The sequence below is a fragment of the Streptomyces sp. R21 genome (genome assembly GCF_041051975.1).
Classification (GTDB): Bacteria; Actinomycetota; Actinomycetes; order Streptomycetales; family Streptomycetaceae; genus Streptomyces.
Map to the genome: position 1 here is coordinate 70615 of NZ_CP163435.1, position 15374 is coordinate 85988.

Consider the following 15374-nt stretch of genomic DNA (forward strand, 5'->3'; position numbering starts at 1 on the left):
CCCCTGCGTCTCCGTAACCACCTCCTCGCGTCGATCTGGCAGGTCCCCAGCCAGCGCCGTAAATGATCACTCACGGTTCGCTCTTCCTCCTGCGCTCCGCTTTCTGGCCCGTGCCAGAAAGCGGAACAGCGGGAGGTGTCTGGGCGCCGCCAGAGGCCAAGACTGACACGCCGCGTCGAGGCTTACAACCACCGCGACCGAGTTCCAACTCCCCACCCGCGCCACCGAGTTCGGCAGAGGCGACGGGTGCATCATCATCGGGGCGCTCGTCGCAGCAGGAGGGCCAGGGTCGCCCGTGCGTCGCGGCGCCGTGCCGGGGTGCGCGAGACGACCGAGACGAGGGCGACGCTGAGCAGGGCCACCGAGTAGCTGAGGCCGGATGCGGCGGCCAACACCGTGGCGTTGGTCAACAGTGCGGACATGGTGAAGGGTTCCTCCCGAACAGGCTGCCGACGGTTCTGCCGGTAGCGGATGCCCAGTTGTCCCGCGTCCGGTGAGTTTCCGGCGACCTTGGCCATACCGGTCAGGTGGCGTCCGCGCTGCTCGTACGCTGTTTAAGAAGTGTCCGGGGACTTCTGACGAGGTGACGGATTGAACGCCGGGAGTGCTGGAGCCCCTAAGCCTGCCGTCGCACGCCTTGGCGCCTGCCTGAAGTTGCTGCATGAGGACGCCGAGAGGGCACGGGGCGAGCGCATTACAAGCGGTCAGATACGCACGAGGCTGGGGATCTCCCCACAAAGGCTCAGCGATTGGCTGAACGGGGTGTCCGCGCCATCCCGAGAGAACCATTCTCTGTACTTAGCACTGATCGCTCACTTGGAGGAATGCGTCGGAGCAGCTCGACGTCGCTCTGTCGAGTGGGAGCAGCTCATCTCAGAAGCGAGGGCGGAGAGTCTCCGCAACCGCGGTGGGCGGCCGTCGAAAGGGCCCCGTCACCGACGCGTAGCGCCCTTCCGTTTCAGCCACACGGCCGAGGCGTACCGGCCACAGGCGCTGGCAGGGAGAGAAGCCGATCTCGAACAGTTGCAGGCGCTGATCCGTACGGGGCCGGGATACCTGGCCCTCGTCGCGCCACCCTGGGCTGGGAAGACCGCATTCCTCGCCACGTTCGCTTCGAGCCACGCCGCGGAAGACGTCGACCTCATCGCGTACTTCGTCCGGTGGAGGCACGGAACGGACAGGGCTGAGGCCTTCCTTCAGACCATGGTGTCCGAGCTGAGCCGGCATGTCGGTAGGCGGACGAATCGTGCCGATCAAGCCACCCTGTTCGGCCTGTACGAGGAGGCTGCTCGGACAAGTGTCGGGCGTGGCCGGATCCTGTGCCTGATCGTCGATGGTCTGGATGAAGACGCCGAGGCACGTATCGGAGGAGGTCCGAGCATTGCCTCGCTGCTGCCGCCACAGCCCTATCTGGGCCTGCGAGTCCTGGTCAGTCGACGGTGGCACCCCCCTCTGTCCGGCGACGTGCCAAGGGACCACCCCATACGCGGAGCCAAGCAGATCCCCGGATTCCGGCCCTCGCCCGAGGCCGGCGTGCTGCGAAGTACCGCTCTGGACGACCTGGCCGCGTTGTTCGAGGATCCCCGGGGGTGGGTGCGCGAGATCCTCGGCTTTCTGGCCCTGGCCGCCGGCGGGCTCAGCGAGCGCGATCTGATCCAGTTGGTGGAAACCGGCGGACACGGACCCGTGCCCCTCCCTTTCGACCTGCAGCGTCTTTTGCGCAGTGTGGCCGGGCGGGTGCTCGGGTCCGCGGACCTGGAACCGGACACGTTCGTCCTGGCGCACGAGGAACTGTACGAAGCTGCCGCTGACAACCTTGGCCCCAAGATGCTCACCCAGCTGACCCGGCGCCTGCACGTCTGGGCCGACCACTACCGGGACGAACGCTGGCCAGAATCCACTCCTGTGTACCTGCTCCACCACTACCAAGAGCTGCTCAGGGAGACCGGCGATCTCGATCGCTGGATCGACTTCGCGCTCGACCACCGACGTCTGCTGCGCCTCACCGAGCGAGGCCTTCCCGACGTCGCCCTGGCCTCGCTTGATCACGCCACAGAGGCGACATCTACACCAGCTGTCCTGGCAGCGGTAGCGGCTTCCCGATCGCTCCTCACGGCACAAACACCGCTTGTACCGCGTGAGGTCCTGCGGATGCTGAGCGCGGCCGGCGATGTCCCACGAGCCCGCGCGCTCGCGCTGGCTCCCGCGGATCCTGCCTCCAAGGCGGTACGGCTCCTTGAAGTCGTCCAAGGCCTTCTGACCGTGCAAAGTCAGAAGGCTGCTGATCAGGCAGCGGACCTGGCGCGCGAGGCAGCCGCGTGGGCCGAGCGGGCGCGGCGGTGGAATCCAGTGACCGTCCCTGCGGAGGAGCTGGACGCCGAGGCCGTCATTCCCCGAGCTGCCGTCGCACTCGCCGCAACAGGGCAGCCGGAGCCCGCTATTCACATGCTGAGATCGATCGAGATCTGCCGACCCGAACACGTCACGGCAGTCACCGAGGCCGCGACGCTGTTGCGTGAGCCCGACCCGGCCTTCGCGGCCTGGTTGCTCGATGAGTTGACGTCTGAGGCGGAATACCAGGCTGAATCTGCCGAAGGCAGCCCGGCCCTCGCGATGCACATCTGGGCGACCGTTGCCCGAGCCGATCCGGGACGTTCCGCGCCGGCCCACCGAAGGATCAAGGAGTTTTCCCAAGAGCTGGACGAGGAATCCGCGGATCCAGCCGCAGCCGGCGGTTCCGCTCTCCGGGCCCCCGGACTCGCCGAACCCCTACCGGAGGAAGTCGACAGACTGACCAACGGCTCCCGGCGCGAGGTCAGGAACGCTCTGCAGCACGAGCTCCTGGAGACGCCAACCAGGGTGGAACAAGAGCTGCTTGCTGCCGGAGAGGGCCCGGAGAAGGTGCGCGCCCTGCTCACCGAGGTGAAAGAAACCGAGCAACTGCTCAAGGACATGAAGCGCCTGTCAGCCCTCGGGGACAGCGCCCAACTGCGCAGGTGCCTCGATCAATTCATGAAGGCGGCCGCCCAGCAGAGGCCCACAGCCGTTTGGCTGCCCTTCCTGTCGCAAGGCCTCGTCGGCGCCTGCGACGACGTTGGCGATATCCACCTCTCCTTCCTGGAAGGCATGCTGTCTGACACACCCCTGCGTATACGGGGTTTGGCCTCGGCCGCCCTGGTGCACTCGGACGCGGGGCGCCACGACGACGCGTTGCGATGTGTGGAGAAGGCAGCCGGGATCGCCGAGGGGATGTCGACTCCCCCGCCGTCCGAGGTCTCGGTCATTGCCCAGGTGTTCGCGCATCTGGGTGATGCCGAGCGAGCCGCCCAATGGATGCCCCAATCTCACGGGCGCCGACCGACCGGTACGGCAGGCATCCTTTATCGACGAACCGCTTTGGCCGTTGAAATGGGACTGAACCCGAAGTCTGCCGTCACTCGCATTCTCACCAACAACATGTCGCAGATCGGATTGACTGCATCCGGAATCGACGTGTTGGAGGCCCTGAACCGCCGCGTTGCCGGATCCCGGACAGACGCTCAGATCACTCGCCTGGAATCCACCGCACGCGCTCGGCTCGGCACGGATCCCCTGATCGGCACCGGTCTCTCTCTGCTCCATGCCATTCTCGGTGACCCCGAGCGAGCGGGCGACTGGGCGGCAGAGCTGCCGGACTCAGCTGCCCGGGGGGTGGCACAAGCGGCCTTGGCCGGATACCTGGCCGGCGTCCCCGCGCACCTGGACGTGACCGCCAGCGAGGACCTCTGGACACTGTCCGTGCTCCGGGTCCTCGCCCACCATCTCTATCCGGCCGGCCCTGGCCACGATGCGGCTGTACGAAACCTGGTCAACGGCGTCCTTGGTACCAGCAGTTGGTACTGGGCCTTGCCGGTGTTGAGTCGCGCGATACCCGAAGCCGTGCGTAGAGTCGCGTACGTTCTCGACGAGCATGAGCAGGCAGAGCGGGAGAGATGGTAAGCGTCTCCGGTCCAGTCGACTCGCCAGCGGCGCGTGGTCGGCGATGACGCCGACGGCCTGCTCCCCGCTCACGCGAGGATGGTCCCTTCGTTCGGCCGCCGGGCGGCAACATCAAGGGGTCGGCCCTGCACCCGCGGGGGAATGTTCCTCGGCGCCGGGGGGGGCTGTGTCGTTGAGGACGCAGTCGGCCCCGCACCCGCGGGGATGGTCCCCCATGCTCACCCAAGTTCGGGGCCGATGTCGCTGCTCCCTGCACGCGCGGGGATGGTCCCAAGGCCTACTTTGCTCCGGCCGGAGCTGCTCTCCTGCTCCCCGCATGCCTGACCTTGGGCTTCGATCTGATGTTCAGTGACCTGCATGGGCATGGCCAATAGGTCCGCTTGTCAGGACGGGCGGTGCGCACTCACCAACAGCGTGTCGGCGGTGCGTGCGCCTTCGGCCGTGGCGGGGAGAACGGTGATGGTGATCTCGGTGAATCCGGCTTCGTCGAGCAGCTTGGTCCACACGTGCTCCTGCAGCACCCAGCGGCGCATGGTGGCTTCCTCGCCATCCGGTGTCTTGGCTGGCACATCGGCCGCGACCACATCCGGCTGGGCAGGCGTCCCGCTCAGGTAGTGGGCGAGCGTCGCGAACACCAGCCGCCCGCCCGGCCGCAACGCTGCGGCCGCCGCCGGCAGCAGCTCGCGCGGGTCGGTGAAGTCGATGGCGCCGAAGACGCTGTACAGCACGTCGTACGTGCCGCGCATCGCGTGTAGATGAGGTGCCACGTCGGAGTGCACGATGCGTAGGCGCGGCGCGAGGTACCCGTACAGGTCGGTCGCCATGGCGTACTGGGCGGGCGAGGCGTCGACCGCGGTGACCCGGGCTGGCTGGTGCTGCACCGCCAGGTGCGCGGCGTGCCGGGCAGCCCCGGCGCCGAGCTCAAGATCTGCGCGGCCCTGCACTGGGGCGTTGGAGGGCGAGGGCCGCCGCTATCTATGGGACGAAGGGACTCTGTGCAGCTCAGGAGCATGGTCAGTGGAGCAGGCAAGTAAGGCACATAGCCGGACAGGGTTCGGCTGAACCGTGTCCGGAACTCCCGTTTGATTGGGATGGCCCTTGGGTCGTACCTGCGCGGTCGGGGCCACGGTCAGCGTTTGATGCGTCCGCGGATGGCGAGGACGCCGAGAGCGAGGAGGGCGGGTTCAAGGAGGCGGGAGGCCATCTCGGTGTAGGTGCCGGCGGTGGTGAGGTTCTGGCCGCTGGAGCGGAAAACGACTGAGTTGACGGCGACGCGGGTGGCCTTCTCCGCGCGGGCCCATGTCATTCGCTGCGACCATCCTCCGCGCAGGGCGGGGGTGGGGGTGCTGGTGTTGAGGCTGATCTTGCTGCCGTTGAGAGTGCCGGTGGTGGCGGGGTCGGGGTCGTGGGTGGGTAAGCCGACGCCTATCAGGAGCAGCACGGTCAAAGTCATGGCTGCGAGGAGCCAGGTGAAGGCGCGGGAGGCGCGCAGGCCATAGCCGGACAGCAGCCAGTACCCCCACAACAGGCGGCGTTCGCCCTTTGCGGTGCCGGTGGTGTCGTAGCGGCGCATCTCGCATGGGTGTAGTTCGCCTCGAGGGACGTTCCTGATCAGGCACAGATGGTCAGTAGTGCATGACCTCCCGGGCTGCTTGTCCGCTGCGGACATCCCTGATCAGGACATGGCCTGAGCCTGCCGGTTCCGAACAGTCCGGACCGTGCAGGTCGAGGCCCTCAAGGTCCGACGGGAGAACGAAATCCGGACCGACGTATGCCGGGTCGAAGGCGAAGCTCACGCGCGTGCCGCTGCCTTGTGGTGGATGAAACTCTTGGGGCGCGGTGAGGGGTCGGATGCCGGTGTGGACTTGGCGCAATCCGCGCCCGGCGTGCCACATCTCAACGGATACCTGTGCGGACACCGCGGCAGCGGCGGCCAATAGCCACCACTCGGGGCCCAGGAGGGAGCCGAAGTAGCCGAGAGCGGGGGCCCCGGGGGGGTCCCAGGTGTGAGCCTGGTCCATGGAGATCGTGAGCGGGGGCTCGCCTGCACCACTTGGCGATAAGACAGGACATGGTCGGCATGTCCGATGAGCGGCAGGGCATACTCCGAAGCAGACTCCCAGGAGGTCGGCGATGGAGCTAAAGCCGCCCGTAAACGAACTATTCAAACTAGCCGACCGGGTCAGCAACCGGATCGTCACGTACCGCTTCGCGGTTGCACACATAGCCGGTCAGGACTGGAATGCACTCACCGAAGACGATGTGTCCACCGCACTACAACTCATCGAAGTCGATTCAGTTGGGGAGCCGGAACGCGCATCTGTGCTAGCGCACTTAACGGTCCTGGCGGCGGCGGCCCGATGGGGGGAAGACCGGGGCTCGCCTTGGTGGGAGGCCGCCGACCTCTATGTGGACGTGGTGCGCCGGCAGTTGGGCCACGTGGCCGACGGCGGTCGGCTACACGAGGCCATCGAGGTGGTCACGCGCCAGATTGCGGTTTTGGACGAGCGGCTCGCGGATCTGCGCGGGCGCCGATTCAGGCGTCGACACCAATCTCTTATCGATAGCGAAGAGCAGGAGCTCGCCGACACACTGCAGGGTGCGGCAGCCCTGGTTGTGGGCCCATACCTAGAGAACTACTACCTGGCAAAACGCAGTGGCAGCGAGCAGGCGGTTTGGGAGTCGCTCAACAGTTGGCTCAATCCCGCCGGCTCCGGGCGTGTGCAGCGCACGTCAGACGAGCAGCATCGGCATGTACCGATGGCCACATTTTGTGAGGACTTGGACAAGGAGCCAATGTCGACGCCGCTCCATGCGACTGAGACCGCACTCGCCTACCTGGACACGGCCTTGACCACGGCACAGGGACACATCCGAGGGATGTGTCTTTTCAAGAAAGTGGAATCACTTGACTTCCTGTCCTTCGTGCGCGGCGACGGCAAGGAATTCGAGTTCGAGGACTTGCAGATGGAAACCGCTCGGGAAGCGCTGGCTCACTTGGACGGCAAGCGTGCTCCCGGCGACCGTATCGTCCTTATCGACTGGCTGGTCAGGCACGGCGCTATGGCTAAGCCACATCACCTGTCCGACCTTCTCACCTCGCCACTTGATGAAATCAAGCATACGCAGGGACCCGACGAGACTCTAAGGATCCTGCTTGTGGTGGGGCTCTACACAAGCGCCCCCGATATCCTCGCCGAGTTACAAGTCAGCGCGGGCGAGATCCTGGAGGACGTACGCGAGCGGCATCTGGTGCTAGATTACTACGACATTCTTGTACATCGGCTTCCCGAGAATGTTTATAGATGCCCAGGGGTGCACCACAAATTTGACTTGGATCGGGAAAATGAACCGCTTCCGCACCTTGGGAAGATCAGACGGGAATCACCCGTCTCTGCCGCAGCGACCTTGCTCCACATAGTCAGTCATATGCGGGATGCCGACACACGCATGGCAGTGAAGCTGCTAGAGGAAGTGGCGCACCTCGACCCAGTGTTCGCCGAAGATCACAAGTGGCTGATGATCCATTTGGCGGTGAGCGCGTGGCATCGGTACGCAGACCTCCTCGCCAAATCGGGCAAGCTGCTAGAAGCTTTCTCGGCATACACGAAGATGGCGGAAGACCTGGTGCGCCTGGTGGCGAATCAACGCCTGCCCTCGATGCTGTTGCAGACGTTCGCCCACGAGGCTCTCGGCCGCTCGCTTTCTGAGGATTCGCTTTCCGGATCGGAGTTACTAGTCGGGGCCCTACTTTTGGTGATTTCCCCCGTGGTGAATTTTTTGACGCCGTCCAGGACTCCCGAACACGAGAATTTCGTTCAAGCGCTCGGTATTCTCGTCTACCAGCGGATACACATGTCAACGTCCGTCGAGCTATCCTTCGTGCATCACTGCATTTTCAAAGGCGTTGACGTTGGCATCTTGCTCGACAACGCGCAACGTCGAAATATCGGCTTGTACTCCTCGCGCCTACTCGAAGAGATCCGCGCCCGTGAGGCTGCCTTGGGCCCGTACGTCCCCCCGCGGATCGACTCAATCGAGGAGACCTCCGAGGCGATGCCGAGCGGCATATCCGCGTTGTGCTACGTGGCGCTCGGCGAGTCGACGTTGAACTCCTGTGAGGACGGTTCCATAGAGAGCCTGCGCAAGGCGTTCGACCGGTCCGTCACTAGCGACCTACTGACAGGCTTGCTGACGTCGGCTCCACCGGGCCTCGCGACACGGGATCCTCTCAGCGAATTCGAGCGGATCAGGCGGCTACTTCCACAGGACACGGTGCTCATTTCGTTGTTCGTAGGAGAGCTGTCGGGCACGGCCACACCCGACGAGCCAGCCAACTACTCCGGCCTGACGCTGTTCGCGGCGACGGCTGAGGACTGCCAGGCGTATCTGTTGCGTTTACATGTGCTGGGTGGCGTGTTGGGATTAGGCAATGGGGACCAGCTTGTGCGACTCCATAGGCTGGCCTTCGATGTGGCCGAACTGCGACTCTGTCTTACCGCCGGCTCACCCAACCGGTCAGTCAGTCCGCACGCCAAGGAACTACTTGAAGGCTTCTATGGCCGGTTTGGCGGTCCCCCTGCGGAAGCGCTGGCGCGCTGGCGCGCTGAGGGCAAAACACACTTGTGCATATGGCCACATGGTCCACTCCATTACGTTCCGTTCCATCTCCTGCACCACGACGGCCGTCCGCTGGCAGACGACTGGACGGTGACAACGATCCCGACACCCGCGGTCTTTGGTCGCGCGCCCTCGGTGCCCAAGGAATTGCAGATCGTGTTCGCCGGTACCCGCACCAGCCATCCGGCCTTCGAGCTACCCGTGCAAGCCGCAGTGAGCAAACATGTACAAGACCTCGCCACTCGAGTGCAGCCCAGCCAACTGCTCGTCGACGCCCAGGTCACCCCCTTGAGCTTGTTGGCAGCAGCCGAGCATGCTACCCACCTGCACATCGCCGCCCACGGGTCGCACGACGCGGAAGCCGCCTGGTTTCAGTGCCTCTATCTCAATCCTGATCCCGGCAATGACGGACGACTGTTCGCTTTTCAGATAGCGCAGGCCGATCTGCGCGCAGTCGAGCTGGTCACTCTCAGCGCCTGCGAGTCGGCCATGGGCCGCTACGACCTGAACGACAATCTGCGCGGCCTGCCCGCCGCGTTCCTACTGGCCGGGGCATCCTCAGTCATCGGTGCCTTGTGGCCCGTGACAGCAGGAGTCGCATCGAGGTTTTTCGAACAGCTGTACTTGTGTTTGAGTACGGGCGACGGGAAACGTGCGGCATTTCGAACCGCTCAGCTGGTCACCCGGCAACGCTATCCGGCTTACAAGGACTGGGGGGCGTTCACCTACATTGGCAGCTGGGACTGAGCGGGGCGCCGCTACGGTCCCAGCTGCGTCACCGCCAGGAAGTGCGGGATCTGCGCCCTGTAACCGAGGACGCCGGCACGCTTCTTGCGGATGTTCGCGGTCAGGGAGAGCACGGCGTCGCACCGCACTCCGTTTGGCATGTCGACGATAAGCGTGAGCTGATGCGGATGGTCCAGTTCCTGAGGGACGACGCGTTTGAACGACCAAACGACGGACGGCGTCCCGACACCGTCGGAGAGCAGGTATGCCGTGTGCACCTCGCCCTGCCGGCTGCGCTCTGCCTCGGGCTTTAGAACCCCGAAGTCGGCCTTGAGAGCAACCTTCGAACTGCGAACCTGGGGCGTGCTGAGCATGAGTGGAGAAATATGAAGAATCACCCCGGGCTTCGGCTGCGAGTGAGGGCCAGTACTCACCGCCACCTCAAGGTCCGCCATGAGAATCGGCTCGCCAGGCACGTGCCGGAAGTTGAGGTCCAGCAGCAGAAGGCAGAACGCCCGGTCATGTGAGTTCTGGTCCCCATACGGCTTGAGATCGTCGGGCAGTTGATCAGACGCGAGCTGAACTACCACGGGGTGGCCGAGGTAGACCCGATGCCGGACGGCATGCGGGTCAAACAGTCCGTGGAGGACTGGTACAGGATCAAGCTCCAGCTCGGTGTAGGACGGTTCCGGCACCTCGACCTCGAAGTCCATGTCCCCCCACACGCCGGCTACTGCTGCTGCACCATTGTCCGGTGAACATAGGCGGCCGGGCAACGGGAGCGTGTGTTCGCCGTGCCGGACTGGTCGGGCGGTCACAGCAATCCGTAAGGGGGTTGGCTCTGCGCTCCCCGAACCGAATGGGTGTGGCTCCTTTGGAGGGACGGCCTCACGAACGCGGACCAGCGGATCCGCAAGTGGCACGTGATCCTTCCGGCCACTTCGAGCCGCTGCACGTTCACTTGCGTCGGCCGTATCGCTGATCTTGCTTGCGCCTGACGCGACGACCTGCGGCGCTCGCCGGGAGATCAGCACGTTGCGCGCGATCGACCTGGCAAATCCCCAGCTCATCCCGTCCCTCCAGAGGAGCTACACCCATCTCGCATTCGCCGTAGTAGAAGTCGGCGGCGCCGGGTTCGTTCTTGCCGTCCTCGAACGCTTTGCGCAGCAGCCGGTACAGGGCTGCGACGTCTGCCGGGTCGGGGGTGCGGGCGGGATCGGTGGAGTGCGGTCCGGGACGCCATCCATGGGATCCGGGGCCGGCGGTGTGGGCGCGCCAGTGGTGTTCCTCGGCGAGGACCTGTCGGCGGGTGAAGTGGGCGGGCCGCATGCCGCGGCGGTGCCAGCCGGTGGGGGCGTCGGTGAAGGTGGTGCGGCCTTCCAGGCGAATCTGGTCGAGGTGGAAGGCCCCGGAGAACAGGCAGTCGGTCAGGTCGGTGTCAGTCAGCACCAGGTGCGCGGCATCCACGCCCTGCACCGAAGCCACCCGCACCCGTTCCGGGGGGCGCGACCACGGGCCGGGGCCTGCCAGCAGAACCTCACTCACCGTGCTGCTGCCGTAGGTGAAGGGGGTGGGGTGGGCGACGATCGCGGTGGGGGCGGTCAGGACCGCGTGGCCGAGGTCCACAGTCGCGTACCGCACCCGCACGGTCGCCGTCGACTCCCACCGCGTCTGCTCACACACCACCTCCCCTGCCGCTATCTCCAACGTCACCGGCAGCACAAACACTGCCCCCGACAACATCACCTGCCCCGCACACACCAACGGCCCCAACACCGGCACACCCTCAAACCGCGCCCCGCCGAACCCGGCGTTGCCGGCGAACTGCACCCCGTCGAACCAAGCGGTGCCGGAGAACCGCGCCCCGCCAAACCTGGCGGTGCCGGAGAACCGCGCCTCGCCGAACTCGGCGGTGCCGGAGAACTGCGCCCCGCCGAACCCGGCGTCGCCAGAGAACCGGGCCCCGCCGAACCCGGCAGTGCTGGCGAACCGCGCCTCGCCGAACCAGGCGTCGCCGGCGAACCGCGCCCCGCCGAACCAGGCGTCGCCAGAGAACCGCGCCCCGCCGAACCAGGCGTCGCCAGAGAACCGCGCCCCGCCGAACCAGGCGTCGCCAGAGAACCGCGCCTCGATGAACCCGGCGGTGTCCGCGAAGCGCGCCCCGACGAACCAGGCGTCGCCAGAGAACCGGGCCCCGCCGAACCCGGCGGTGCGGGAGAACTGCGCCCTGCCGAACCAGGCGTCGCCGGAGAACCACGCCTCGCCGAACTCGGCGGTGCCGCAGAACCGTGCCCCGTCGAACCTGGCGTTGCCGATGTGGGGAGTGTTGGTGGTGGGGTCGCGGAGGGCGTTGAGGAGGGCTTCCAGTAGATCTTGGGTGAAGGGGGTGCCGCGGTGGTCGATGCTGGCGCCGGGGGCCAGGCCGGTCAGGTAGGCGGTGCGGTCGGTGTCGGTGAGGTGGGCCAGGCATGCGGTGTGGCCGGGGATGTGGATACCGGGGCAGCCGACCGGGTCGGTGGCCGGATCCGCGCCGTGCCCGCAGTGCGGCCAGGAGGGCGGCGAGGGGGTGCTCATGGTGCAGCGGCTCCGCGGGTGTGTGTCGAGCAGACACAAACAAGGACGTGCTTTCGACCGGTGCCGGTTCGGACAAAGGCTGTGACGGGGAGCTTGGCCGTCGAAGCCTGTCACTGCCGGGTGCGGCAGCCCGGTAGTCGGCCACCGGGCAAACAGCAACGGGGAGGCCCTGGAAGGCGGTGCCGCCGTGCTCCTGTCTGCCCGATGGACAGTGGCTCAAAACCTGCTGGGGTCTCGCCATCGACCCCGCGGAACAGGCCGCGCTCACCGACACCCTGGGTGGCTGCCCGAACATCCCCATCGAGGCCACCCGCGCCCGATGACCCCCAGAACGCTTGAAGCCCGCCCCGCAGATCGCGGAGCGGGCTTCACGTTCGAGCGCCGGGCAGGCCTTGCACCTGCATCTTCCCGCAGGAAGCGGGACGTCTTTCCTTGGACCACCAACGCAGTACCAGGCACCACGAGTTCTGGCGACCGACTCAAGATCAAGTATAACGGCCCCTGCGGCTTCCGGTCACCGAGCGCGGTACCCAACCGGGCACGGCTCGGGACGGGTACGGACGAGCCCGTTGCGCCGCGTGGGATGACGGCCCCAGCAGATCAGGGATTCCAGGTGCGCAGGAAGGCGGCGATCCGGGCTCCGGTGCGCCCTTGTTCTCCATCCTTCCGGGGCCCATTCGGCCTACCCTCCCGAGCCGCACCGAACAGCAGCTTCTAGCGTCAGGGACATCGGCCGCTTCAGGCTGGGAGGAGGCCTTTCATGAACCGCAAAAGCGTTGCAGGCGGCATAGTCGCCGCGATCGCGTCGATCGCCCCGCTGTCCGGTGTCGCATACGCCCAGGACCTCGACTGCCGCGACTTCGTCTTTCAGGAAGACGCGCAGGCTGTCTTCAATGCCGACCCGTCGGACCCCAACCGTCTAGACGAGGACCAGGGCCCGGATGACGGCATCGCCTGTGAGGCACTGCCGCACCGACCTACCGCCTCGCCCAGCCAGACCGCCGTCCCCTCAGCGGCCACCCCCACCCGCGGTGTTCAGGGCGGTGCGGGCGGCACCGTCCGCACAGGCCCGTCAGGATGGGACATGAGCGTGGGCCTTGGCCTCACCACAAGCGGCGCCCTCGCAGCCGGTCTCACTCTGCACCGCATGCGCCGCACCTGAGTGCACCTTAGAAGATGCCCGCCTGGCGTTCAGATCCACGCCAGTATCCGACCGCACGCGCGGTGACGGACACGGAAGCGTTTGTCGCCCGTGCCGATGTTGATGTTGATGTTTTGGAGTTTTCTGGAATACGCGTTCCTGACCCCCGCGCCTTGATCGCCGCCGGATACTTGTTGTTCGCCCGTGTGGGCCGCTCCGTGCCCGGCCGCGGTTCGGCGCCGGCGCGAACGGGCCGGGAGCCGCACGATGCGGCTCCCGGCCTGCAACGCTGCCCGGTTCAGTGGCAGTTGGACCCGGGCGTGCAGGGCGAGCACTTGGCCGCGTCGTTCTCCCCCAGCGGAAGGTCGACGCCAAAGCGGTTGTCGGCGAGGTCCGGGTTTAACAGGGCCTGGTCAGGCTAGATGGGGCATATGGTCACGCGACCTGGAGCAGGAGGAGGTCGAACTCGGGTCCGCCGGGCTCGTTGCGGTAGGGGCCTGCGTACTCGTAGCCGAGGCGGTCGTAGAGGCCGCGGCCGCGCTCGTTGGAGGGGCGGACCAACAGGGACGACCATTGCGGGGCAATGGCTTTGATCAGCTCGGCGTGGAGGCGGGAGCCGATGCCCTGGGACTGCCACGGGTGTCGGACAGCGAGCTCACACAGCCCCATCAGGCGCCCCGTGCGGACGTGTTCGGGGATCTCCGGGAGCAGAGCGCCGAACCAGTATTCCGGCGTGCACGGGAAGGCGTAGCCGAAGGCGACCATGGTCCCGTTGACGTAGGCGGCGACCAGGACGAAGCCCTCGTGCTTGGCGTGTCCGGTGACCTGGCGGCGCAGGTTGTCAGTGGACAGGCCGTCGGTGGAGGCGCCCGGGGTGTCGACGAGTTCGGGGTGCGCGTCGGCCCAGACGTCGCCGATCGCGTCGAGCAGGGGTGCGACCTGCCCGGGTCCGTAGGTGCGGATCACGACGTCGGTGCGGGTGCGGTTCACGCCCGGCCTCCTCCTCCAGTGGCGGTGGTGGTGCGGTACTCCTCGATCCAGTCGGCGACGGCGGGAACTCGCCGATGCCGCTGCAGCGCGCCCGCGACGTGGTGCAGCGACTGCAGCAGCCGGTCGGAGCGCACCTCGGGGAGGAACGCCAGGACGCGGCCCGCGGCTTCGGCGGCTGCCTCGGGCTCGGGCTTGTCCCTCACCGCATGTTGGATGGCGACGTCGGCCGTGTACAGAGCTCGATTCCGGGCGAACGCCTCGCCGTGCAGCAGCACGGCCTGTTCGGCGCCGGACGCGGCGCGTTCGTGCTGCCCGAGGTCGGCTCGGGCAAGCGATTCGAGCCCGGCGAGCTCACCGGGGGCGAAGAACTCCAACCATCCAGGGTCGGCGTCGGAGGGGCCCTTGGCGTAGAAGTTGTGCGCTCGGACGATGGCCTTGTCGGTCGCGCTGCGATCGTCCATCAGCGCCCAGCCGCCGGCCTCGCGCATGTTGAACAGGGCGAGCATCCGCGGGGAGCCGAGCCTGCGGGCGACGGTCTGCGCGCCCTGCGCGGCGGAGATCGCCTCGCGGGGCCGGCCGGATGCCTTCGCCAGGAGGCTGAGGCAGCCGAAGGCGTGGGCCTCCAGCTCGGGGTCGTCGGCGATCCTCGCCGCGGCGAGGGCCTCGCCGTACAGGCTGTGGGCGTCTCCGGCCCGGCCGGAGTCGTAGCTGAGCCATCCGGCCGCGATCGACAGGGCGCCGATGGCGGAGCGCAGCCTCTGCCCGGTCCGCTCGGTGTAGGTGCCCTCCTGGAGCCAGCCGTAGGCGGCGTGCAGGGCCTCGGCAGCGTCCCTGCGTAGTGGCCCCGAGCCGTGGTCGTGATCGTGCGCGTAGATGGTGCGCACCGCCTTGCTCACGGCCCGTATTTCGGGCGCTCCGATCCGCCCCGTGCCCCGCGGCTGGGCGCCGAGCGGGAACCCCAGGACCACACCCGCGCCGTCGAGCAGGAAGGCGCGTCGTTCCACGTCCCTCTCCTCCTCTGGCCCGTACGTTCCGGTGGCTGGCGGTGGTTCGGACCGTACGGAACTGCGGAGCTGGAAGCCTAAGTCGGCCATGCTCCGCCCGGTCATCTTGGTCAGGATGCGCTGGTAGTTGGCGCGCGGACAAGCGACGTCTCCGTCTTCCCAGTCCGCGACCAGCCGTGCGGTGCAGCCCGCGGGCTCGCCCATCGCGGCGCCCGTGTCGACGATCTTCTGGGCGAACTCCTGGCGGCTCATCTGGAATTCGAGTTCGCGCACGGCGCGCAGCACGTCGTTGGGGGGATGGAGCTTGCGCTTGCGGGGGTCGGTCATACCGGGCTCCGGTG

10 protein-coding genes are annotated in these 15374 nt (G+C 66.7%); 3 read left to right on the plus strand and 7 right to left on the minus strand.

All coding sequences use genetic code 11. The annotated features are described in order from the left end of the window. Nucleotides 1-254: 254 nt before the first annotated feature. On the minus strand, nt 255-422 hold the full coding sequence (locus tag AB5J56_RS00370; protein WP_369228837.1) for a hypothetical protein: 168 nt from the start codon (nt 420-422) through the stop codon (nt 255-257). A gap of 601 nt (nt 423-1023) precedes the next feature. Between AB5J56_RS00370 and AB5J56_RS00375 the strand changes: the two genes are divergently transcribed. Continuing rightward, nucleotides 1024-3978 (plus strand): hypothetical protein, encoded by a 2955-nt coding sequence (locus tag AB5J56_RS00375; RefSeq protein WP_369228839.1) that lies wholly within the window; start codon nt 1024-1026, stop codon nt 3976-3978. Nucleotides 3979-4361: 383 nt separating this feature from the next. On the opposite strand, the gene AB5J56_RS00380 is transcribed toward AB5J56_RS00375, so the two are convergent. Continuing rightward, nucleotides 4362-4922, minus strand: a complete 561-nt coding sequence (locus AB5J56_RS00380; RefSeq protein WP_369228841.1) for a class I SAM-dependent methyltransferase — start codon at nt 4920-4922, stop codon at nt 4362-4364. Nucleotides 4923-5107: 185 nt separating this feature from the next. Then, the gene (locus AB5J56_RS00385; protein WP_369228843.1) at nt 5108-5551 is read right to left on the minus strand and encodes a hypothetical protein; all 444 of its coding nucleotides are present in this window, start codon (nt 5549-5551) and stop codon (nt 5108-5110) included. A 560-nt stretch (nt 5552-6111) separates the two neighbouring features. On the opposite strand from AB5J56_RS00385, the gene AB5J56_RS00390 reads away from it, so the two are divergent. Next, complete coding sequence (locus tag AB5J56_RS00390) at nt 6112-9345, plus strand: CHAT domain-containing protein (RefSeq protein ID WP_369228845.1); 3234 nt, start codon at nt 6112-6114, stop codon at nt 9343-9345. An 11-nt stretch (nt 9346-9356) separates the two neighbouring features. Here the strand turns inward: AB5J56_RS00390 and AB5J56_RS00395 are convergent, their stop codons facing one another. Together AB5J56_RS00395 and AB5J56_RS00400 are read right to left on the minus strand one after the other, a co-directional pair. Further along, nucleotides 9357-10037, minus strand: coding sequence for a hypothetical protein (locus AB5J56_RS00395; protein WP_369228847.1), 681 nt, complete (start codon nt 10035-10037; stop codon nt 9357-9359). A 244-nt stretch (nt 10038-10281) separates the two neighbouring features. Next, a complete protein-coding gene (locus AB5J56_RS00400; RefSeq protein ID WP_369228848.1) occupies nt 10282-11898 on the minus strand; it encodes a pentapeptide repeat-containing protein in 1617 nt (538 codons plus the stop codon). Nucleotides 11899-12658: 760 nt separating this feature from the next. Between AB5J56_RS00400 and AB5J56_RS00405 the strand changes: the two genes are divergently transcribed. After that, nucleotides 12659-13060: an excalibur calcium-binding protein gene (locus AB5J56_RS00405; protein WP_369228850.1), complete on the plus strand. Its 402-nt coding sequence runs from the start codon at nt 12659-12661 to the stop codon at nt 13058-13060. 414 nt (nt 13061-13474) lie between these two features. On the opposite strand, the gene AB5J56_RS00410 is transcribed toward AB5J56_RS00405, so the two are convergent. Together AB5J56_RS00410 and AB5J56_RS00415 are read right to left on the minus strand one after the other, a co-directional pair. After that, on the minus strand, nt 13475-14029 hold the full coding sequence (locus AB5J56_RS00410; RefSeq protein ID WP_369228852.1) for an N-acetyltransferase family protein: 555 nt from the start codon (nt 14027-14029) through the stop codon (nt 13475-13477). Beyond that, a complete protein-coding gene (locus tag AB5J56_RS00415) occupies nt 14026-15360 on the minus strand; it encodes a hypothetical protein (protein WP_369228854.1) in 1335 nt (444 codons plus the stop codon). Before AB5J56_RS00415 ends, AB5J56_RS00410 begins: the two co-directional genes overlap by 4 nt. Nucleotides 15361-15374: the final 14 nt, after the last annotated feature.

What these genes read in the sequence shown, in the direction of transcription:
- AB5J56_RS00370 (WP_369228837.1), bottom strand. Translation starts at nt 422, where the DNA reads ATGTCCGCACTGTTGACCAACGCCACGGTGTTGGCCGCCGCATCCGGC.
- AB5J56_RS00385 (WP_369228843.1), bottom strand. Translation starts at nt 5,551, where the DNA reads ATGCGCCGCTACGACACCACCGGCACCGCAAAGGGCGAACGCCGCCTG.
- AB5J56_RS00390 (WP_369228845.1), top strand. Translation starts at nt 6,112, where the DNA reads ATGGAGCTAAAGCCGCCCGTAAACGAACTATTCAAACTAGCCGACCGG.
- AB5J56_RS00395 (WP_369228847.1), bottom strand. Translation starts at nt 10,037, where the DNA reads ATGGACTTCGAGGTCGAGGTGCCGGAACCGTCCTACACCGAGCTGGAG.
- AB5J56_RS00400 (WP_369228848.1), bottom strand. Translation starts at nt 11,898, where the DNA reads ATGAGCACCCCCTCGCCGCCCTCCTGGCCGCACTGCGGGCACGGCGCG.
- AB5J56_RS00405 (WP_369228850.1), top strand. Translation starts at nt 12,659, where the DNA reads ATGAACCGCAAAAGCGTTGCAGGCGGCATAGTCGCCGCGATCGCGTCG.
- AB5J56_RS00415 (WP_369228854.1), bottom strand. Translation starts at nt 15,360, where the DNA reads ATGACCGACCCCCGCAAGCGCAAGCTCCATCCCCCCAACGACGTGCTG.